A 19,323-nucleotide genomic window follows, 5' to 3' on the forward strand; every position below is an offset into this window, starting at 1 on the left:
GACTGAACACAATATCCTGCCATATGCGGCAGGTGCTACGTTCAGTTTTGCGGCTGCTAGGAGTTACCGCCTGCTATCGAACTCTCATCAGAAATAATGTAACCAATTGATTTAAAAGTACTGACCCCTGGACTTGATGCAGCAGAATCAGCCCCAGGCATTTACTTTTTGTGGGAGCGACTTTAGTCGCGATACCGACCACGCACGCCCCATCGTGGCTAAGGCCGCTCCCACAAAAGCCCGTCCGCACACTCTAGCCTTCTATCCCAGTTTGCCGCGCGACAGCACGCCGTCGAAGACGGGGCGCAAACTCCTACAGCCCCTTCCCCTCTGTACGTCGCATCGTTCTGTGCAAGTACCGGGCTTTGGCCTTTTTTGCTGCCTTACCCCGATGCGTCGCCTCGTATCCGCTTCCTGTTCGTCAGGCCAGCGCTTTGCCTCGGGCCTCCTTCAGATTCGCAGTCACCCGCGACACCCTTGCCGCCGGCTAACACTTCCCCTTGCCGGGTGTGTAGAGGACTTTCACCTCCGAGTTAGTGCGCCCTGCCGGGCGCACAAAAAAAAACCGCACTGTCATAGACGAGTGCAGCCAAATATTAATAGCGCTGGTAAGTCAGGGAGAAGAACTCACCTCAACTTACAACCCTCACACCAATGAACGCTGAACAACCCCATTCTCGCGCTTACGCATAAGCAGGTAATAAGAAGCTGCCGGGAAGATCAAGCCAACCAACCAAGCAAGATCAATACCATCCAGTGCGGTCGCGACCGGGCCAACATAGAGTGTGGTATTCATAAATGGCACTTCAATCAACACTGCCAATACGAAGGTGATACAGGCAATCCAGTTAACCCGCCCATACCTGCCGTTCAGGTCAAAAATATCAGGAATGCTGTACTCGCCCTTACGCAAGCAGTAGAAGTCAATCAGATTGATGGCCGTCCACGGAATCAAGAAGTAACTCATAAAGAAGATAAAGTTCAGAAAGAACGCAATGAAGTCGCCCTGACTAATCGTACACAGCACAGTCGCAATCACGCTGATCACCAGCATGAAGCCGCCGCGCACCATGGGGGTAACCCGAAGTTTGGCAAAGGGTTCAATCACCGTCACCGTGGACATGAATGCGCCATACAAGTTGAATACGTTGATTGCCACCTGCCCATATACGATAAACACGAAAAGCAAAACCGCCAGCCCGCCAAAAATGCCTGCCAGGTTAAGCCCAACATTATTGGCGAAATCCGGTATGGCCACACTCAGAATAGCGCCAAGAATCATCATCCAGGCACCACCGATCACCGTGCCGGCATAGCTAAACCAGAACACTTGCGGTGCCGACGTTTTGGTCGGCAGATAGCGTGAGTAGTCGGCAACATAGGGCGCGTATGAAAGCTGCCAAGTGACGGCAAGGCTAACCGCAGCGAGGAACTTGGCCAGTGAAAAACCACTCGTGGTCCATTGGCTTTCGGCTATCGGTAACAACAGCGCCAGGATCGTTGCGACCAGGAAGACTGCCACGGAGAGAATCGACAGCCACTTCTGGAGTTTGTGAATCAAGCGGTAGCCATATAAAGCCACGACAAAACACAGCGCCCCCACCAAATAAATATTGGCATTGCTGCCGAGCGGACTTACGGTCTCTACCGCCTGGGCCGCCAGCAAGGTATTACTGACGAAAAATCCCAGGTAAATCATCATCACAAACAGCAGGGGTAACACGGCACCAATCACCCCGAACTGGGCGCGGCTCTGAATCATCTGCGGAATGCCCAGCTTAGGTCCCTGCGCGGAATGGGAGGCCATAAAGATGGCGCCAATCAGCGAGCCCAGGATGATGGCCATGGCGCTCCAGAACAAATTCAAACCCAGCACCACAGGCAATACACCCGCAGCAATGGTAGTGATGTTCATATTCGCCCCAAACCAGATAAAGAACAGCGAACCTGGTTTTCCGTAACGTTCCCCTTCGGGAATAAAATCAATACTTCTTTGTTCGACTTTCATTGTTTTTATCCTCGCCTAAACAACGCCAACATCATTTGTTTATTTTTGCACGTAATTTACTGACCGCCTCAACCAGCCCTTCTGGCGCATGTGCAAACTCGTCAGGAACTGTCGCCTTGAACGCAACAAACTCTTGCCCTTGCAAGAAACGCAGGTACTCCTCGACCGTGAAAATCTCAAGGTCGTAAACCCAGTTAGCCATAATCAACAGCGATGAGTAGTGCGCCGCGCCAGTAGTCGCACCACATAGATCTTCAAGCAGGGTGACTTGATAGTCCCGGAAATAGGCATCAAACACCGTGGTCATTACGCAGACATCGGTCAGCACGCCACCGATCAATAGGTGCTTGACCCCCATCTGCTTCAAAAGCGCATCGAGTTCCGATTGGAAAAAGCTGCTGTAGCGATTTTTCTCAATAACGATCTCACCCGCCTGCGGTGCGAGTGCATCGATAATCTCGACACTTTCAGTAGTGGAACAATAGGCGTCCGGTTTTCCAGACGCGTCTCGTGGTTCGCCATTCGGCAGCCCGACGCCATCGATCCGATTGACATGCTTTGAATAAATGACCGGGATGCCTTGTTCACGCAAGGCCGCCAAGAGCGATGCCGCCTTATCGATTACGGCGTCGAATCCCTCTACCGCAAAACCATCTTCCTTTTGCATATCGATAAGCAAGAACGCTGTATCTGACTTCATTGCTGCCTTTCCTCTGCCTAGCGGGTGCCTTGGCTATCGATTTCACATGTAAGGAGATGAATGCCGCAGTCGGCATACCGACGCCTGAATACCCAACGCCCATGTTTTCGGCTTTGCCTCTCACCTGGCCCGCGGCCACTTGGTGCCATGGATAAGCGCGAATCTGTCGGTTCATGAAGCCGCCCAAACATTGCGTAATATGGTATACCATACACCGAAATCCCATCGCAACCCCGTATGTCGCCTTAGGCGTCAGGCCGATAGACCGCTCGACCTTTCGTCGCCGACGTCAGATGAGGCCCGGCAGTGGGGGCTTGCACATTTAGTCTTATGGTATACCATCATACCAAGAACGATTCACACCCAGGAGAGCAGCATGAGCTTCGAGATTCGCAAAATCGTCACCTATATCGAAGAAACCCTTATTGAAGGCGGCAAGGCCACTGACAAGCCAGTGACCATGGTCGGGGTTGCTGCGGTGATCAAGAACCCTTGGCACGGCCGTGGCTTTGTCGAAGACCTCAAGCCGGAAATCAAGGCGCATTGCTCTGAACTGGGCGCGCTGATCGTCGAGCGCCTGGCCGCCACCATCGGCGGCGCCGATAAGATCGAAGCGTACGGCAAGGCCGCAGTGGTCGGCGCCGATGGCGAGATCGAGCACGCGTCGGCAGTGATCCACACCCTGCGCTTCGGCAACCACTATCGCGAAGCGGTACAGGCCAAGAGTTACCTGAGCTTTACCAACAAGCGCGGCGGCCCGGGCACTTCGATTCAGATTCCGATGATGCACAAGGATGACGAGGGTTTCCGCTCGCACTACATCACCCTGGAAATGCAGATCGAAGACGCACCGCGCGCCGACGAAATCGTCATCGTCCTGGGCGCCGCCAACGGCGGCCGTGTCCATCCACGTATTGGCAGCCGCTACATCGACCTGGAAGAACTGGCAGCCGAGAAGGCGCAGTAATTGAAAGGCACGTGCAGGAGCATTTCATGATTCGGCTCACCGCTGAACGTACTCCGGCCGGCACCAGCTACCTGGCGACCGGCCAAGGCCAGCCCGTGGTATTGATCCACGGCGTCGGCCTGAACAAGGAAATGTGGGGCGGCCAGATCGTTGGCCTGGCGCCGCATTTCCGTGTGATCGCCTATGACATGCTTGGCCACGGCGCCAGCCCGCGCCCGGCGCAAGGCACTGAGCTGATCGGCTATGCCGAGCAGTTGCTCGAACTGCTCGATCATCTCGGCCTGACGCAGGCCGTAGTGGTCGGTTTCTCCATGGGCGGCTTGGTGGCGCGGGCGTTTGCCCTGCACTACCCCGCCCGGTTGAACGGCCTGGCGATCCTCAATAGCGTGTTCAATCGCAGCCCGGAACAGCGCGCCGGCGTGATCGAGCGCACCAGTCAGGCCGCTGAACACGGCCCGGATGCCAACGCCGAAGCTGCCTTGTCGCGCTGGTTCAGTCGTGAATACCAGGCCGCCAACCCGGCCCAGATCGCCGCCATCCGGCAAACGCTGGCGAGCAACGATCCGCTGGGCTACCTGACCACCTATGAGCTGTTTGCCACCCAGGACATGTACCGCGTCGACGACCTCGGCAGTATCCAGGTCGCCACGCTGGTCGCCACCGGCGAACTGGATCCCGGCTCTACGCCGGAAATGGCCCGGCAACTGGCCGAGCGGATTCCCGGTGCGCAAGCGGTCGTGCTCGAAGAGCAGCGGCATATGATGCCGGTAGAGTCGCCGCGTCTTATCAACCAGATGCTGCTGAACTTCCTCAACCGTGCCCTGGCGGCTACGCCTAACGTGAAGGAGATCGTTGCATGACCCTCGAACGCTTTCGCATGTGCATCGACGGCCAGTGGCTCGATGCCCTTTCCGGCAAGACCTTCCAAAGCCTCAACCCGGCACTCGCCGAGCCTTGGGCAGAACTGCCCGATGCCGATGAAGCGGATGTCGAGCGGGCCGTACAGTCCGCGCAAAAGGCTTTCGAAAGCCCAGCCTGGCGCGGCTTGACTGCCACCGCGCGGGGCAAACTGCTGCGCCGCCTCGGCGATCTGATTGCCGAGAACAGAGAACACCTGGCCCAGCTGGAAAGCCGCGACAACGGCAAACTGATCCGCGAAACCCGCGGTCAGGTCGGCTACCTGCCGGAGTTTTTCCACTACACCGCAGGCCTGGCCGACAAGCTCGAAGGCGGCACCCTGCCGCTGGATAAGCCGGATCTGTTCGCCTACACCGTGCATGAGCCGATGGGCGTGGTGGCCGGGATCATTCCCTGGAACAGCCCGCTGTACTTGACCGCGATCAAGCTGGCGCCGGCACTGGCGGCCGGTAACACCATCGTCCTCAAGCCATCCGAGCACGCTTCGGCGACCATCCTCGAACTGGCTCGACTGGCGCTGGAAGCGGGAATCCCGCCGGGCGTGGTCAATGTAGTCACCGGTTACGGCCCGAGCACCGGCGCGGCACTAACCCGCCATCCGTTGGTGCGCAAAATCGCCTTCACCGGTGGCGCGGCTACCGCTCGCCATGTGGTGCGCAGCAGCGCGGAGAACTTCGCCAAGTTGTCGCTGGAACTTGGCGGCAAGTCGCCGAACATCATCTTCGCCGATGCCGATCTCGACAGCGCCGTCAACGGTGCCGTTGCCGGTATCTACGCCGCCGCCGGGCAAAGCTGCGTCGCCGGCTCGCGCCTGCTGGTGCAGGACGAAATCTACGACGAGTTCATCGAACGCCTGGTCGCGCGGGCCCAACGCATCCGCATCGGCAACCCGCAGGATGAGAGCAGCGAGATGGGCCCGCTGGCCACCGCCCAGCAACTCGCGGTGGTCGAAGGCCTAGTCGCCGACGCCCTCGCCGAAGGCGCCACACTGCGCCTGGGCGGCAAGCGTGCGCAGCTCGACAGCAACGGCTGGTACTACGAACCGACCCTGTTCGAATGCGACCAGAACTCGATGAAGATCATGCAGGAAGAAGTCTTCGGCCCCGTCGCCGCGGTGATCCGCTTCAAAGACGAAGCCGAAGCCTTGGCCATCGCCAACGACTCGCAGTTCGGTCTCGCCGCCGGCATCTGGACCCGCGACCTCGGCCGCGCCCACCGCCTGGCCCGCGACATCCGCTCCGGAATCATCTGGGTCAATACCTATCGCGCCGTGTCGGCCATGGCGCCAATCGGTGGTTTCAAGAACAGCGGCTACGGTCGCGAGAGCGGCATCGACTCGGTGCTCGCCTACACCGAGTTGAAAACGGTGTGGATCAACCTCTCGCAAGCGCCGATGCCCGACCCCTTTGTCATGCGTTAACCGCCACCACCGCCCAGAACACAAGGTATAGAAAATGATCGAACCAGGCATCTACAAGCAGGTAATGGGCTCCTTCCCATCCGGCGTCACCGTGGTCACCGCACTGGATGAAAACGGCGACATCGTCGGCATCACCGCCAGCGCCTTCAGCGCCCTGTCGATAGACCCGGCATTGGTGCTGTTTTGCCCCAACTACGCCTCGGACTCCTACCCGGTGCTGTGCCACAGCAAGCAGTTCGCCATTCACGTGCTCAGCGCCGACCAGCAGGCCGTGGCCTACGCCTTTGCGCGCAAGGGCAAGGACAAGGCCGAGGGCATCGATTGGCACCTCAGCGCCTTGGGCAACCCGATCCTGAGTCATGCCACCGCGATCATCGAGTGCGAGTTGTGGCGCGAGTACGAAGGTGGGGACCACGCGATCCTGGTCGGCAAGGTGAAGAACCTGATCCTGCCCGAAGAAGAGCTGACGCCGATGATCTACTGCCACGGCAAGCTCGGCGCCCTGCCCGCCGTTGCCTGACTTTTCCGAAGGGCCGCGCGCACGTCCCACTCGCGCCCTTCCTTTTCCTCTATGGAGCCGGCATGACCCCAGCAGCCTTACACCTGTTCCGCCAGCAGGCCTATCTCAACGGCCAATGGCGCGATGCCCTAAACGGCGAAAGTCGTGCGATCCACAACCCGGCCACTGGCGAAGTGCTCGGCCGGGTGCCGCATATGGGCGCGACAGAAACCCAGGACGTCATCAGCGCGGCGACTGCCGCCTGGCCGGCCTGGCGCGCGCGCACGGCCAAGGAACGCAGCGCCATCCTCAAACGCTGGCATGCGCTGATGCTGGAACATGCCGACGCCCTGGCGCAGATCCTCACCCTCGAACAGGGCAAGCCGCTAGCCGAGGCCAAAGGCGAAATCCTCTACGCCGCCAGCTTCATCGAGTGGTTCGCCGAAGAGGCCAAGCGCATCTACGGCGACACCATCCCCAGCCACAAGGGCGATGCGCGGATAGTCGTCAGCAAGGAGCCGATCGGCGTAGTGGCGGCCATCACCCCGTGGAACTTCCCCACCGCGATGATCACCCGCAAGGCCGGCCCCGCCTTAGCCGCCGGCTGCCCGTGCATCGTCAAACCGGCACCGGAAACGCCCTTCTCCGCCCTAGCCATGGCCGCGCTGGCGGAAGAGGCTGGCATCCCACCAGGGATCTTTAACGTGATCACCGGCGATGCAGTGGCCATCGGCGCCGAACTGACCAGCAGCGCCGACGTGCGCAAGCTGTCTTTCACCGGCTCCACGGCCATCGGCAAGCTGTTGATGGCGCAATGCGCCGATACGCTGAAAAAAGTCTCCCTGGAACTGGGTGGCAACGCACCCTTTATCGTCTTCGATGACGCCGACCTGGAACGCGCGGTCGAAGGCGCGCTGATCGCCAAGTTCCGCAATGCCGGGCAGACCTGCGTGTGCGTCAACCGCTTCCTGGTGCAGGACGGCATCCATGACGCCTTCGTCGCGCGGCTGACCGAGCGGGTGCTCGAATTCAAGGTCGGCAATGGCCTGGATACTGGGGTGACCCAAGGGCCGCTGATCAACGAACGCGCGGTGGCCAAGGTCGATGACCATGTACAGGATGCCCTAGAGCATGGCGCGCAGCTGCTCTGCGGCGGCGAACGCCACGCGCTCGGCCATGGTTTCTACCAGCCGACAGTGCTCGCCGACGTGACCACCGAGATGAAAGTGGCCCGCGAAGAAACCTTTGGCCCGCTGGCGGCGGTGTTCCGCTTCAGCAGCGAAGCCGAAGCCGTGCAGCTGGCCAACGACACCGAATACGGCCTCGCCGCTTACTGCTACACCCGTGACTTGGGCCGCGCCTGGCGCATGAGCGAGGCACTGGAGTACGGCATGGTCGGTATCAACGAAGGGCTGATCTCCACCGAAGTGGCACCCTTCGGCGGGATCAAATCCTCGGGCCTGGGCCGCGAAGGCTCTAAATACGGCATCGAGGACTACCTGGAAATCAAATACACGCTGATGGGCGGGCTTTAACCCGCTCACGGTCGCCGCGCCTGGCGCGGCGCTTAACACAGCTTCACTGCGCAGGAGATCGACATGAGCAACGACAAATACCAGCAAGGCCTGGCAATCCGCACCCAGGTGCTCGGCGAGGCCTACGTGAACAAGTCGATCGAGAATGCCGACGACTTCAGCCGGCCGCTGCAGGAACTGGTCACCGAGTACTGCTGGGGCCACGTCTGGGGCCGGGAGGGTTTGTCGCTGCAACAACGCAGCATGATAAACTTGGCCATGATTTCGGCACTCAACCGCCCGCACGAACTCAAGCTGCATGTGCGCGGCGCCCTGCGTAACGGCCTCAGCCGTGAGCAGATTCGCGAGATTTTGCTACAGGTCGGCATCTACTGCGGCGTCCCGGCGGCGGTCGACAGCTTCCGCATTGCCCGCGAAGCTTTCGCCGAAGCCGAAGCCGAGAGCGCCACTTAACTTCAGGTTTTCCGAAACGCGCCGAGCCCCTATGATCGAGCGACTATTAGGTGCTCCGGCACTTTCCTACGGACAGCCATAACCAGAGCGGACCCCATGAAACGCCTGCCTCTCGATGACAGCTTCAAGGTCAATCACAACCCCATCACTCTGCGCGAAATCGTGTTGGAAAAGTTGCGCAGCGCGATCATGAATTTCCAGTTGATGCCCGGCGATCGCCTGGTCGAGCGCGATCTCTGTGATCGTCTCGGCGTCAGTCGCACCTCGGTGCGTGAAGCGCTTCGGCACTTGGAGTCCGAAGGACTGGTGGAGTTCGCCGATGCCAAGGGCCCACGGGTGGCGATCATCACCCTGGAAGATGCCCGCGACATCTACGAGTTGCGCTGCGTACTCGAGGGGCTGATCGTTCAACTGTTCACCTTGAACGCCAAACCCAAGAATATCCGCGCGCTGGAACGAGCCCTCGCGGTAAACCGCGAGGCCCTCAAGGAAGGCGAATTGCAGCAGGTGATCGACTCGGTGCAGGGTTTCTACGACGTGCTATTAGAGGGCTCCGGCAACCATATAGCCGCGACCCAGTTGCGCCAGTTGCAGGCGCGCATCAGCTACCTGCGCGCGACCTCGGTGTCGCAGGCAAACCGCCGTGGCGCGAGCAACCAGGAAATGGAACTGATCGTCGAGGCCATCAAGAGTGGCGACCCGCTGGCCGCGCACCAAGCCTCGGTCAATCATGTTCGCGCGGCCGCCAAAGTGGCGCTTGATTACCTGCGTACCAAGCAGGAGGAAGCTGCCAAGTTGCGTGAGATCGCCACCCCAATCGCCCTCAAAGAGCCACGTATAGGACGCTGATAGCATGCCCAGCCCGCGCTTTTGTCCGCACTGTGGTGCCGCCGGCCTGAGCCGCCAGCTCCCCGCCGGCGACACCCATGAGCGCTTGGTCTGCGCAGGCTGCGGCTATATCCACTACGAGAACCCCAAAGTCATCGCTGGCTGCATCATCGAGCAGGACGGCAAATACCTGCTCTGCCAACGCGCCATCCCCCCTCGCCCAGGCTCCTGGACGCTGCCGGCCGGCTTTATGGAGAACGGCGAAACCACCGAGCAGGCGGCGTTGCGCGAGGTCTGGGAAGAAAGCGGCGTGCGCGCCGAGATCCTCTCGCCCTACTCGATCTTCAGCGTGCCGCAGATCAGCGAGGTGTACATCATCTTCCGCGCCAGCGCGCTAGAGGTGACTGGCCAATACGGCCCGGAAACCCTCGACTACCGTTTCTTCGCCCCCGAGGAGATTCCTTGGGAGAGCATCTACTACCCGGCCATCCGGCAAATCCTCGAACGCTATATCGAGGAACGCCAGGCCGGGATCTACGGCATCTACATCGGCAACGATGACAGCGGCAAAGTGCACTTTATCCGCTAACTCTTCCCGAGCCTCAAGCCTGGGGCTCGAACCCTTCGACGATAATCACCTCGGCCTGCGCCACCCCCTGGCGATGCTTGCAAGCGTCCTGGTATTCGGCCGAGTGGTAGCAGGCCAGCGCCTGTTCGTAAGAGGGAAATTCGATCACCACACTACGCTGCGGCGTCGGCCGCCCCTCCAAGGCTTCGCTGCGGCCACCACGGGCCAGCAGTTTTCCGCCGAACAGCGCAAAAGCCGCCGGTGCGCGCGCGGTGTATTCACCATACTGAGTGGGCTCGGTCACATTCACATGAGCAATCCAGTAAGCCTTCATGGTGCCTCCTCTATTTCGATTTATTGGTATTATGGTATACCATAAACTATCAAATATTTTGTAGCCACCCGCCGATCCGCGAGACCGCCGCCATGTCGTTCAACAGCATCGAAGAAATCATCGAAGACTTCCGCCAGGGCAAGATGGTGCTTCTGGTCGACGACGAAGACCGCGAGAACGAAGGCGACCTGCTCCTCGCCGCCGAACGGGTCACGCCGGCCGCCATCAACTTCATGGCCCGTGAAGCGCGCGGCCTGATCTGCCTGACCCTGACCGACGAGCACTGTCAGCGCCTTGGCCTGGAACAAATGGTGCCGAGCAATGGCAGCGTCTTCGCCACCGCCTTTACCGTCTCCATCGAGGCGGCCGATGGGGTGACCACCGGCATCTCGGCGGCCGACCGCGCACGCACCGTGCAGGCAGCGGTCGCCGCCAACGCGAAAGCCGATGACTTGGTGCAGCCCGGGCATATCTTCCCGCTACGCGCCAAGGAAGGCGGCGTGCTGACCCGCGCCGGGCACACCGAGGCCGGCTGTGACCTGGCGCGCCTGGCCGGCTTCAGCCCGGCGGCGGTGATCGTCGAGGTGATGAACGATGACGGCAGCATGGCCCGTCGTCCGCAGCTGGAAGTGTTCGCCGAACAGCACGGGATCAAGATCGGCACCATCGCCGATCTGATCCACTACCGCCTGAACACTGAGCACACCGTCATCCGCATCGGCGAACGCGAGTTGCCCACGGTGCATGGCACCTTCCGCCTGATCACCTTCGAGGATCGCATCGAAGGCGGCGTGCACATGGCACTGGTAATGGGTGAGATCGCGACGGACACCCCGACGCTGGTGCGCGTCCACGTGATAGACTCGCTGCGCGACCTGGTCGGTGCCGAATACACCGGGCCAAAAAACTGGACTCTCTGGGCGGCCCTGCAAAAAATCGCCGAGCACGGCCATGGCGTAGTCGTGGTGCTGGCCAACAGCGAGTCGTCCCAGGCCCTGCTCGAGCGGGTGCCGCAACTGACCCAAGCACGCCGGCAGTTCAGCCGTTCGCAGTCGCGGATCTACTCGGAAGTCGGAACCGGCGCGCAAATCCTGCAGGACCTCGGCGTGCGCAAACTGCGCCACCTCGGCCCGCCGCTGAAATATGCCGGGCTGACCGGTTACGACCTGGAAGTGGTGGAAAGCATTCCTTTCGAGGAGTGAGCAGACCCCAACCGATTTTCCCTCTATCTGAGTTCCCGCCTTCGCGGGAATGACGGTGGTGAGGCGTTCAGCGTCAGCGCATCCCCAAATACCCCGCAATCCCGGCCGTAGCGAAATGCAGAGTCGGGCTCCAGGGGCTGGCCCCTGCCTACCCTGGTCCAACCTTCGTGGGAATGGCGGTGGCTGCGCGCACGCCCTCTAAGCGGTCCTGAGCCGGCCCGGCAACCATCAGTCGGAAGGTAGTCCTCAGCAAGATCAAGGAAGTCGCTAAGGACTTGCACATATCTTGGAATACCATAATATGACATTCCATGGACCACGGATTTGAATCATAATCCGTCTACTGCGAAATGGAAGCAAATCGCCTCCTCAGCCCACGGAACACGGGCAGCACCGAGGCAAAACCGGGACAGATTGGCAGGCCCCGAGCCACACGTTCACCAGCTTCAGCTCCATGCGTTACGGCTCGAAAACAAATACAAAATCGAGGAATACAGCATGTTGGATAGAAAACGCGTGACCTCTACCCTCGCCGCTATGGCCCTGGTGGTGGGTAGCAACATGGCGATGGCCGCCGACAGCCTGAACTTCGTCAGCTGGGGCGGCTCCACCCAGGATGCGCAAAAGCAGGCTTGGGCTGAGCCCTTTGGCAAGTCCACCGGCATCCAAGTGGTACAGGACGGCCCAACCGACTATGGCAAACTCAAGGCCATGGTCGAAAGCGGCAACGTGCAGTGGGATGTGGTCGATGTCGAAGCCGACTTCGCCTTGCGCGCCGCCAGCGAAGGCCTGATCGAGCCGCTGGACTTCACGCAGATCCAGCGCGACAAGATCGACCCGCGCTTCGTCTCCGACCACGGCGTCGGCTCGTTCTTCTTCTCCTTCGTGCTTGGCTACAACCAAGGCAAGCTGGGCGGCAAAGAACCGCAAGACTGGAGCGCCCTGTTTGACACCAAGACCTACCCAGGCAAACGCGCCCTGTACAAATGGCCGAGCCCCGGCGTGCTCGAACTGGCCTTGCTGGCCGACGGCGTAGCGCCAGACAAGCTCTACCCCCTGGATCTGGACCGCGCCTTCAAGAAACTCGACACCATCAAGCCGGACATCGTCTGGTGGGGCGGCGGTGCACAGTCGCAGCAACTACTGGCCTCGGGTGAAGCCTCCCTCGGGCAATTCTGGAACGGTCGCGTCTATGCCCTGCAACAAGACGGCGCACCGGTAGGCGTGAGCTGGAAGCAGAACCTGGTCATGGCCGATTTCCTGGTCATCCCCAAGGGTGCGAAGAACAAAGCCGCGGCCATGAAGTTCCTCGCCAATGCCAGCAGCGCCAAGGGCCAGGCCGAGTTCGCCAATCTGACCGCCTACGCCCCGGTCAACCTCGACAGCGTCAGCCAGCTCAAACCTGAGCTCGCCCCCAATCTGCCGACCGCCTACGCTAAAGACCAGATAACGCTTGACTTCGCTTACTGGGCCAAGAATGGCCCGGCAATCGCGACCCGGTGGAACGAATGGCTAGTCAAATAAAGATGGCCGGCGTCCAGTCCGAGCAATTAGCCCAGCCTGCCGGTGGCGCAGCCCGCGCCGCCAGCACGCGAAAAAGCACCCAGACCGTGCCGATGAAACAAAGCAACGAAGCCTCTCTGCGCTGGCGCGGCGCGCAAAACCTGTTGCCGGCGCTGATTTTCCTCGGCCTGTTCTTCCTGCTGCCGCTGATCGCCCTGCTACTGCGCGGCGTGCTCGAGCCCACGCCGGGGCTGGGCAACTACGAACAGTTGTTCGCCAACTCGGCTTACGCACGGGTGCTGTTCAACACCTTCGCCGTCGCCGGCCTGGTTACCCTGATCAGCCTGCTGCTGGGCTTCCCGCTGGCCTGGGCTGTTACCCTCGCCCCGCGTGGCTGGGGCCGCTGGCTGCTGAGCATCGTGCTGTTGTCGATGTGGACCAGCCTGCTGGCACGTAGCTACTCCTGGCTGGTGCTGCTGCAATCGACCGGGGTGATCAACAAGCTGCTGATCGCGCTAGGCATCATCGATCAACCGCTGGAGCTGGTGCATAACCTCAGCGGCGTGGTGATCGGCATGAGCTACATCATGATCCCGTTCATCGTCCTGCCGCTGCAGGCGACCATGTCGGCGATCGACCCGATGGTGCTGCAAGCCGGCTCTATCTGCGGCGCCAGCCAGTGGACCAACTTCTACCGGGTGTTCCTGCCGCTGTGCCGACCGGGGCTGTTTTCCGGCGGGCTGATGGTCTTCGTCATGTCGCTGGGTTACTACGTGACGCCCTCCTTGCTGGGCGGGGCGCAGAACATGATGCTGCCCGAGTTCATCGTCCAGCAGGTGCAGTCCTTCCTCAACTGGGGATTGGCCAGCGCCGCAGCCGCACTGCTGATCGTGCTCACCCTGGCGCTGTTCTACCTCTACTTGAAGCTGCAACCGGAATCCCCGGTCGGCTCCAGCAACTCGAGGTAACCGCAATGTTACTGACCCCCAATGCACTCGGCCCGAACCTGCGCCGCAGCCTGTACCTGACTACCGGCCTGATCGCGCTGTTCCTGCTGCTACCGATCGTGTTCATCGTGCTGCTCTCGTTCGGCTCCTCACAGTGGCTGGTATTCCCGCCGCCGGGCTACACCCTGAAGTGGTACGAGCAGTTCTTCGCCAACCCGGAATGGATCGGCGCCGCACTGACCAGCCTTAGGGTCGCGGTACTGACCACGATCTGCGCGGTGGCTCTCGGCCTGCCGTGCGCCTTCGCCCTGGTCCGCGGTCGCTTCCCCGGGCGTGACTTGCTGTACGCGTTCTTCACCCTACCGATGATCGTGCCGCTGGTGATCATCGCCGTGGCGGTCTACGCGCTGTTCCTCAAGCTCGGCTACACCGGCACGCTGTTCTCCTTCGTGGTCAGCCACGTGATAGTCGCGCTGCCGTTCACCATCATCTCGATCATCAACTCGCTGAAGCTGTTCGACCAGTCGATCGAGGATGCCGCGGTGATCTGCGGTGCCTCGCGGCTGCAGGCGGTGTTCAAGGTCACCTTCCCGGCGATCCGCCCCGGCCTGGTTGCCGGCGCCCTGTTCGCCTTCCTGGTGTCGTGGGACGAGGTGGTGCTGAGCGTGATGATGGCCAGCCCGAACCTGCAGACCCTACCCGTGAAAATGTGGACCACCTTGCGCCAGGACCTGACCCCGGTGATCGCCGTCGCCTCGACGCTGCTGATCGCCCTATCGGTACTGGTCATGGGCATTGCCGCCGGCCTCAAGCGCCGCAACGAAACTCGCGCCTGAGGCGCAGGAGACTCGACAAATGAGTGCAGTGATTCAAAAAGCCGCCGAAGGCGCAACCAACACCCTGGTCAGCCTGCGCAACCTGAGCAAGCACTACGGCAGCTTCAAGGCCGTGGACGATGTCTCGCTGGAAATCCAGGACGGCGAATTCCTGACCTTTCTCGGCTCCAGCGGCTCGGGCAAGACCACCACCCTGTCGATGCTGGCCGGCTTCGAAACGCCTACCTCTGGCGAGATTCTGGTCGAAGGCCAGTCGCTGGTACGGGTGCCGCCGCACAAACGCAATATCGGCATGGTTTTCCAGCGCTACTCGTTGTTCCCGCACCTCTCCGTGCGCGACAACATTGGCTTCCCGCTGTCGATCCGCAAACGCGATGCCGGCGAGCGCGCACGCAGGGTCGAGGACATGCTCAAACTGGTGCAGCTGGAACAGTTCGCCGAACGCCGCCCCACCCAGCTGTCCGGAGGCCAGCAACAACGCGTGGCAATCGCCCGCGCGCTGGTCTACGAACCGCGCATCCTGCTGATGGACGAACCGCTCGGGGCACTGGACAAGAAGCTGCGTGAGGACCTGCAGGACGAACTGCGGCATCTGCACCGGCGCCTGGGCATCACCATCGTCTACGTGACTCACGACCAGGAAGAAGCCATGCGTCTGTCCCAGCGCATCGCCATCTTCAGCCACGGCAAGATCGTCGGTCTGGGCAACGGCTATGACCTCTACCAGAACCCGCCGAACGCCTTTGTGGCAGCCTTCCTCGGCAACTCGAACTTCCTCAAGGTGAAGGCCCTGGGCAACGCCGCTGCACAGTTCGAAGGCCAGCCACTGGCACTGCGACCGACCGCTGGCGTACGACCTGAGCAAGAGTTGCTGCTGATGGTGCGCCCGGAAAAAGCCGAGGTGCTGACGCTGGAGCAGTCCGCAGGCACGCGCCTCGCTGCGGGTTGGAACGAGATCCGGGCCAACGTCACCGAGGTGGTATTCCTCGGCGAGAGCCTGACCTACAGCGTGCGCACCGCCGGCGGGACTTCGCTGACGGTGAAAGCGCTCTCCGGTGGCGTGCTACCGCTGCAACCGGGTCACGAAGTGCGCGTGCGCTGGGCCGCGGCGGATGCCTGCGTCTACAGCGAATGGAATGATGCCGACCTCGGCAGCAAATTGACCGGCGGCGCCTGACCGGCGCCACGGCCTCCCAAACAAGGTTCACTGTGCACACCACCTGTGTCGGCACCTCGGGCGTGCACGGTGAACCTTGTCCTACCTAGTCCTATCTAGCTACCGCCTCGCGGGCTTTTCGCCCAAACCATACGCTTGAGACTGCGTGCTCTCGGGGTTATCGAACCTTCCACATAAGCCTGGCTGCTCTCCATCACCAGGACCACGTCGCGCGTGCCAAGTTACAACTGCTGGATGATTCGATGCACCTCTTCGGTGGCCTGCTGGGTCTTCTGCGCCAAGTTGCGCACTTCGTCGGCCACCACGGCAAAGCCGCGGCCCTGCTCGCCGGCGCGCGCCGCCTCAATCGCCGCGTTGAGCGCCAGCAGGTTGGTTTGCTCGGCGATGCTGCGGATGGTCACCAGGATGGTATTGATGCTTTCGCCGTCCCTGGCCAGGTTCTGCACGGCGCTGACGGCACAGCCGATATCGCAGGTTAGACGGGTAATCGCCGCGGCGGTGTTCACCGCCAGGCAGTGGCCCTGATTCGCCGCCTGATCGGCGTTGCGCGCCGCGTCTGCGGCCTGGCTGGCATTGCGCGCGACGTCCTGCGCAGTGGCCGCCATCTCATGCACGGCGGTGGCCACCTGTTCGATTTCGGCCAGCTGCTTGTGGATGCCCTGATCCGTGCGAATGGCGATGCTGGCGGTATGGCTCGAGGCGGCGTTGAGCTCCCGCACCGAACTCACCACCTGGCTGATCAAGCTACGGAAAACTGAATGGACCTGAACTGCATAAAGACTCCGAGTGTTACAGGCGGCGGTGTTCGGTGGCGCCGCCACCCAGCGGCAGGCTCACATAGCGCGGCAGACTGTTATCTTGGCTACCGTCTGCAGCGCCTTGGTACTTCCTCTCGCACCGAGCCAGGCAGCCCGCGCTGCACTCAGCCTGTTTGAGCGGCGCCAAAAAACCCGGCCCGCGCAAGGCGGGCCGGGTTCGGGTTACAAAGCGCTGAGCGAATCAGGCGAAGGCAGGGACGACGTGCTTGATAAACAGCTCCAGGGATTTCTTCTTCTCGGCATGCGACAGGCTGTTGTCGCTCCAGAAGCTGAACTCATCGACACCGAGTTCCTGGTAATGCTTGATCCGCGCGATGACTTGCTCGGGCGTGCCGATCATGACGTTCTTGCGCAGGTTGTTCAGGTCGTACTCGGGACGGTCTTTGACCGCCTCCTCGCTGGTCGGCTCGACAAAGCCATTCACCGGAGTCTGCTTGTTGTGGAACCAGCCTTCGAAGGTCCGGTAGAAACGCGAGATGCCCCGCGCCCCGACTTCCCAATCGCCGCCCTCTTCGTGGACGAAGGTATGCCGCAATACCATCAGTTGCGGGCGTGCCACTTCCGGGTTGTTGGCCAGGGCGCCGTTGAACTTGTTGACCAGGTCGAGCACTTCCTCGTCGCCCTTCATCAACGGAGTCACCATCACATTGCAGCCGTTCTTCACCGCGAAGTTGTGCGAGTCTGGATCGCGCGCGGCAATCCACATCGGCGGCGTGGGTTGCTGCAGCGGCTTCGGCACGCTGGTCGAGGTGGGGAATTTCCACACGTCGCCGTCGTGGGCGTAGTCGCCCTGCCAGAGCTTCTTCACCACCGGTACCATCTCACGCAGGTGCTGGCCACCGCTCGACGCGGGCATACCGCCGGCCATGCGGTCGAACTCGAACTGGTAGGCACCGCGGGCCAGCCCGACTTCCATCCGCCCGTTGCTGATCACATCGAGCAAGGCACACTCCCCCGCCACGCGGATCGGATGCCAGAACGGCGCGATGATGGTGCCAGCCCCCAGGCGAATGGTCGTGGTCCGCGCCGCCAGGTAAGACAGGATCGGCATCGGGCTCGGCGAGATGGTGTATTCCATCGCGTGGTGCTCACCGACCCACACGGTACGGAAGCCGCCGGCTTCTGCCATCTGGGTCAGCTCGACCAGATCCGCGAACACTTGCTGATGGCTTACCTGCTCGTCGTAGCGCTCCATGTGCACGAACAAAGAGAATTTCATGACGCTTACCTCGACCTTTGTTGTATTCGGTGATGCCCCTGAGGCAGACCGGAAGATGCCGTGCATACGTCCGGCATCGGCTTGGATTTCGCTACATCGGCAGACGCCCTCTGCGGGTGAGCGAACACCAAGTGATGGTATACCATAATACGGAATATCTCAAAACCATCTTGATCACCCGACCTATCTCACGCAAAAGGGTAAACTGACGCGCTCTTTCTAGCTGGGATGGCACATGGATATCGAGCTCGCCCGCACCTTTCTCGAAATCGTTCGTTGTGGCAGTTTCATTGCTGCAGCCGGGCTGCTTGCGCGTCACTCAGACAGCCATCACGGCGCGCGTCCAGAACCTCGAGAGCCAGCACAACTGCAAGCTATTCGTGCGTAATCGTGCTGGGGCCAAACTCACGGCCAACGGCGAGGCCTTCGTCGTTTATGCCAACCAGATGGTGCAGACTTGGGAAGCCGCTCAGCGTGATCTGCCGCTACTGGATGGCTACCGCAACCTGTTGCACGTCGGCGGTGAAGTCAGCCTGTGCAACCCGCTGATGCTCAGCTGGGTGCGCACATTACGCGAGCACATTCCAACCCACGCGATACGCGCGGAAATTGCTGACGGTCAAAGCCTGCTGCGCCAACTCGAGCTCGGGGTGCTGGATGCCGCACTGGTTTACCAGCCGGCCTACTAGCCAGGTCTACAGGTCGAGCAACTGCTGGAGGAGAAACTGATCCAGATCCGCTTGCCGGCGGAGCCTATATCGACTGGGGCGAAGGCTTTCGCCGTCAGCATGACGCCGCGCTGCCGGATAAAGCCAAAGCCGCCCTCAGCTTCAACCTGGGGCCGATGGCCCTGCAGTACATCCTCGAAAGTGGCGGCTCCGGCTATTTCCGCACCCGGGTGGTCCAGAGCTACCTCGACCGCGGGATTCTGGAACGGGAGCCCAAGGCGCCGGAGTTCAGCTATCTCACCGACCTGGTCTATTCCCGCGAACGGGACTCGGCGGTTCTGCAGCAGGCCTTCACGCTGTTGCGTGAGGCGGTCAAAGGCGACAGTGACTGGTCGCAACGCCGGGACCCGCTGATATAGACAGTATTGGGATTCAGCCCAAGTGCATGATCAGATCCCGATGCAGGGCTGCAATCAAGTCGGTCTGGGTGACGATCCCCACCAGTTCACCCTGCTCAAGCACGGGCAGGCAATGCAGGCCCTGGTCGGACAACAGGGGGATTAGCTCGACCACGTGGGTGCGGCTGTCCACGCAGGTGACCGGTCTGCTCATCACCTGCTCCAGCTGCACCTCGCCACGCAGCCCCAGACGGCCGAGCAGGTTGCAGCGACCTGAGCGGCGAGTATGGCTGATCAGGTCGATCAGGCTGACGATGCCGAATCG

General features: G+C 61.1%; 18 protein-coding genes and 2 pseudogenes. 14 read left to right on the forward strand and 6 right to left on the reverse strand.

Features of this window, described 5'->3' with window-relative positions; genetic code table 11:
• Positions 1 to 646: 646 nt before the first annotated feature.
• A complete protein-coding gene (locus tag D3879_RS10200; protein WP_119954132.1) occupies positions 647 to 2,008 on the reverse strand; it encodes a purine-cytosine permease family protein in 1,362 nt (453 codons plus the stop codon).
• A gap of 31 nt (positions 2,009 to 2,039) precedes the next feature.
• The gene (locus D3879_RS10205) at positions 2,040 to 2,708 is read right to left on the reverse strand and encodes a cysteine hydrolase family protein (protein WP_119954133.1); all 669 of its coding nucleotides are present in this window, start codon (positions 2,706 to 2,708) and stop codon (positions 2,040 to 2,042) included.
• A gap of 376 nt (positions 2,709 to 3,084) precedes the next feature.
• On the opposite strand from D3879_RS10205, the gene D3879_RS10210 reads away from it, so the two are divergent.
• The 8 genes from D3879_RS10210 to D3879_RS10245 all read left to right on the forward strand — a co-directional run bounded on the left by D3879_RS10210 (position 3,085) and on the right by D3879_RS10245 (position 9,917).
• Positions 3,085 to 3,675 carry an amino acid synthesis family protein gene (locus D3879_RS10210; RefSeq protein WP_119954134.1) on the forward strand — a complete coding sequence of 197 codons (591 nt, stop codon included), beginning with the start codon at positions 3,085 to 3,087 and terminating at the stop codon, positions 3,673 to 3,675.
• Between the two features lie 26 nt (positions 3,676 to 3,701).
• On the forward strand, positions 3,702 to 4,535 hold the full coding sequence (locus D3879_RS10215; RefSeq protein WP_119954135.1) for an alpha/beta fold hydrolase: 834 nt from the start codon (positions 3,702 to 3,704) through the stop codon (positions 4,533 to 4,535).
• Positions 4,532 to 6,013: an aldehyde dehydrogenase gene (locus D3879_RS10220; protein WP_119954136.1), complete on the forward strand. Its 1,482-nt coding sequence runs from the start codon at positions 4,532 to 4,534 to the stop codon at positions 6,011 to 6,013. The genes D3879_RS10215 and D3879_RS10220 overlap by 4 nt, the downstream gene beginning before the upstream one ends.
• A 34-nt stretch (positions 6,014 to 6,047) precedes the next feature.
• Positions 6,048 to 6,533, forward strand: coding sequence for a flavin reductase family protein (locus D3879_RS10225; protein WP_119954137.1), 486 nt, complete (start codon positions 6,048 to 6,050; stop codon positions 6,531 to 6,533).
• 62 nt (positions 6,534 to 6,595) lie between these two features.
• A complete protein-coding gene (locus tag D3879_RS10230) occupies positions 6,596 to 8,047 on the forward strand; it encodes an NAD-dependent succinate-semialdehyde dehydrogenase (protein ID WP_119954138.1) in 1,452 nt (483 codons plus the stop codon).
• 63 nt (positions 8,048 to 8,110) lie between these two features.
• The gene (locus D3879_RS10235) at positions 8,111 to 8,500 is read left to right on the forward strand and encodes a carboxymuconolactone decarboxylase family protein (RefSeq protein WP_119954139.1); all 390 of its coding nucleotides are present in this window, start codon (positions 8,111 to 8,113) and stop codon (positions 8,498 to 8,500) included.
• A 96-nt stretch (positions 8,501 to 8,596) separates the two neighbouring features.
• Positions 8,597 to 9,349, forward strand: coding sequence for a GntR family transcriptional regulator (locus D3879_RS10240; RefSeq protein ID WP_119954140.1), 753 nt, complete (start codon positions 8,597 to 8,599; stop codon positions 9,347 to 9,349).
• A gap of 4 nt (positions 9,350 to 9,353) precedes the next feature.
• Entirely contained in the window at positions 9,354 to 9,917 is a 564-nt protein-coding gene (locus D3879_RS10245; protein WP_119954141.1) for an NUDIX hydrolase, read from the forward strand.
• Between the two features lie 13 nt (positions 9,918 to 9,930).
• Here the strand turns inward: D3879_RS10245 and D3879_RS10250 are convergent, their stop codons facing one another.
• A complete protein-coding gene (locus D3879_RS10250; RefSeq protein ID WP_119954142.1) occupies positions 9,931 to 10,230 on the reverse strand; it encodes a DUF1330 domain-containing protein in 300 nt (99 codons plus the stop codon).
• Between the two features lie 92 nt (positions 10,231 to 10,322).
• On the opposite strand from D3879_RS10250, the gene ribBA reads away from it, so the two are divergent.
• The 5 genes from ribBA (at position 10,323) to D3879_RS10275 (ending at position 15,895) form a co-directional block, all read left to right on the forward strand.
• Positions 10,323 to 11,432 (forward strand): bifunctional 3,4-dihydroxy-2-butanone-4-phosphate synthase/GTP cyclohydrolase II, encoded by a 1,110-nt coding sequence (ribBA, locus tag D3879_RS10255; RefSeq protein WP_119954143.1) that lies wholly within the window; start codon positions 10,323 to 10,325, stop codon positions 11,430 to 11,432.
• 498 nt (positions 11,433 to 11,930) lie between these two features.
• Positions 11,931 to 12,956, forward strand: a complete 1,026-nt coding sequence (locus D3879_RS10260; protein WP_119954144.1) for a polyamine ABC transporter substrate-binding protein — start codon at positions 11,931 to 11,933, stop codon at positions 12,954 to 12,956.
• Entirely contained in the window at positions 12,941 to 13,903 is a 963-nt protein-coding gene (locus tag D3879_RS10265) for an ABC transporter permease (protein ID WP_119954145.1), read from the forward strand. Before D3879_RS10260 ends, D3879_RS10265 begins: the two co-directional genes overlap by 16 nt.
• A 5-nt stretch (positions 13,904 to 13,908) precedes the next feature.
• Positions 13,909 to 14,718, forward strand: coding sequence for an ABC transporter permease (locus D3879_RS10270; RefSeq protein WP_119954146.1), 810 nt, complete (start codon positions 13,909 to 13,911; stop codon positions 14,716 to 14,718).
• 19 nt (positions 14,719 to 14,737) lie between these two features.
• The gene (locus D3879_RS10275) at positions 14,738 to 15,895 is read left to right on the forward strand and encodes an ABC transporter ATP-binding protein (RefSeq protein WP_119954147.1); all 1,158 of its coding nucleotides are present in this window, start codon (positions 14,738 to 14,740) and stop codon (positions 15,893 to 15,895) included.
• Positions 15,896 to 16,023: 128 nt separating this feature from the next.
• On the opposite strand, the pseudogene D3879_RS26520 reads toward D3879_RS10275, so the two are convergent.
• Both D3879_RS26520 and D3879_RS10285 read right to left on the reverse strand, forming a co-directional pair.
• A pseudogene (locus tag D3879_RS26520) lies at positions 16,024 to 16,644 on the reverse strand (methyl-accepting chemotaxis protein); the annotation flags it as partial.
• A gap of 250 nt (positions 16,645 to 16,894) precedes the next feature.
• Positions 16,895 to 17,932 carry an LLM class flavin-dependent oxidoreductase gene (locus tag D3879_RS10285; protein WP_119954149.1) on the reverse strand — a complete coding sequence of 346 codons (1,038 nt, stop codon included), beginning with the start codon at positions 17,930 to 17,932 and terminating at the stop codon, positions 16,895 to 16,897.
• A gap of 235 nt (positions 17,933 to 18,167) precedes the next feature.
• Here D3879_RS10285 and D3879_RS10290 point away from each other — a divergent pair.
• A pseudogene (locus D3879_RS10290) lies at positions 18,168 to 19,019 on the forward strand (LysR family transcriptional regulator).
• Between the two features lie 13 nt (positions 19,020 to 19,032).
• Here the strand turns inward: D3879_RS10290 and D3879_RS10295 are convergent.
• Complete coding sequence (locus D3879_RS10295) at positions 19,033 to 19,212, reverse strand: CBS domain-containing protein (protein WP_420800908.1); 180 nt, start codon at positions 19,210 to 19,212, stop codon at positions 19,033 to 19,035.
• Positions 19,213 to 19,323 lie beyond the last annotated feature (111 nt).

It is taken from the genome of Pseudomonas cavernicola, from assembly GCF_003596405.1.
Lineage (GTDB): Bacteria > Pseudomonadota > Gammaproteobacteria > Pseudomonadales > Pseudomonadaceae > Aquipseudomonas > Aquipseudomonas cavernicola.

Coding starts and splice junctions, on each gene's coding strand:
- D3879_RS10200 (WP_119954132.1), bottom strand. CDS start 2,008: ATGAAAGTCGAACAAAGAAGTATTGATTTTATTCCCGAAGGGGAACGT.
- D3879_RS10205 (WP_119954133.1), bottom strand. CDS start 2,708: ATGAAGTCAGATACAGCGTTCTTGCTTATCGATATGCAAAAGGAAGAT.
- D3879_RS10210 (WP_119954134.1), top strand. CDS start 3,085: ATGAGCTTCGAGATTCGCAAAATCGTCACCTATATCGAAGAAACCCTT.
- D3879_RS10215 (WP_119954135.1), top strand. CDS start 3,702: ATGATTCGGCTCACCGCTGAACGTACTCCGGCCGGCACCAGCTACCTG.
- D3879_RS10220 (WP_119954136.1), top strand. CDS start 4,532: ATGACCCTCGAACGCTTTCGCATGTGCATCGACGGCCAGTGGCTCGAT.
- D3879_RS10225 (WP_119954137.1), top strand. CDS start 6,048: ATGATCGAACCAGGCATCTACAAGCAGGTAATGGGCTCCTTCCCATCC.
- D3879_RS10230 (WP_119954138.1), top strand. CDS start 6,596: ATGACCCCAGCAGCCTTACACCTGTTCCGCCAGCAGGCCTATCTCAAC.
- D3879_RS10235 (WP_119954139.1), top strand. CDS start 8,111: ATGAGCAACGACAAATACCAGCAAGGCCTGGCAATCCGCACCCAGGTG.
- D3879_RS10240 (WP_119954140.1), top strand. CDS start 8,597: ATGAAACGCCTGCCTCTCGATGACAGCTTCAAGGTCAATCACAACCCC.
- D3879_RS10245 (WP_119954141.1), top strand. CDS start 9,354: ATGCCCAGCCCGCGCTTTTGTCCGCACTGTGGTGCCGCCGGCCTGAGC.
- D3879_RS10250 (WP_119954142.1), bottom strand. CDS start 10,230: ATGAAGGCTTACTGGATTGCTCATGTGAATGTGACCGAGCCCACTCAG.
- ribBA (WP_119954143.1), top strand. CDS start 10,323: ATGTCGTTCAACAGCATCGAAGAAATCATCGAAGACTTCCGCCAGGGC.
- D3879_RS10260 (WP_119954144.1), top strand. CDS start 11,931: ATGTTGGATAGAAAACGCGTGACCTCTACCCTCGCCGCTATGGCCCTG.
- D3879_RS10265 (WP_119954145.1), top strand. CDS start 12,941: ATGGCTAGTCAAATAAAGATGGCCGGCGTCCAGTCCGAGCAATTAGCC.
- D3879_RS10270 (WP_119954146.1), top strand. CDS start 13,909: ATGTTACTGACCCCCAATGCACTCGGCCCGAACCTGCGCCGCAGCCTG.
- D3879_RS10275 (WP_119954147.1), top strand. CDS start 14,738: ATGAGTGCAGTGATTCAAAAAGCCGCCGAAGGCGCAACCAACACCCTG.
- D3879_RS10285 (WP_119954149.1), bottom strand. CDS start 17,932: ATGAAATTCTCTTTGTTCGTGCACATGGAGCGCTACGACGAGCAGGTA.
- D3879_RS10295 (WP_420800908.1), bottom strand. CDS start 19,212: ATGAGCAGACCGGTCACCTGCGTGGACAGCCGCACCCACGTGGTCGAG.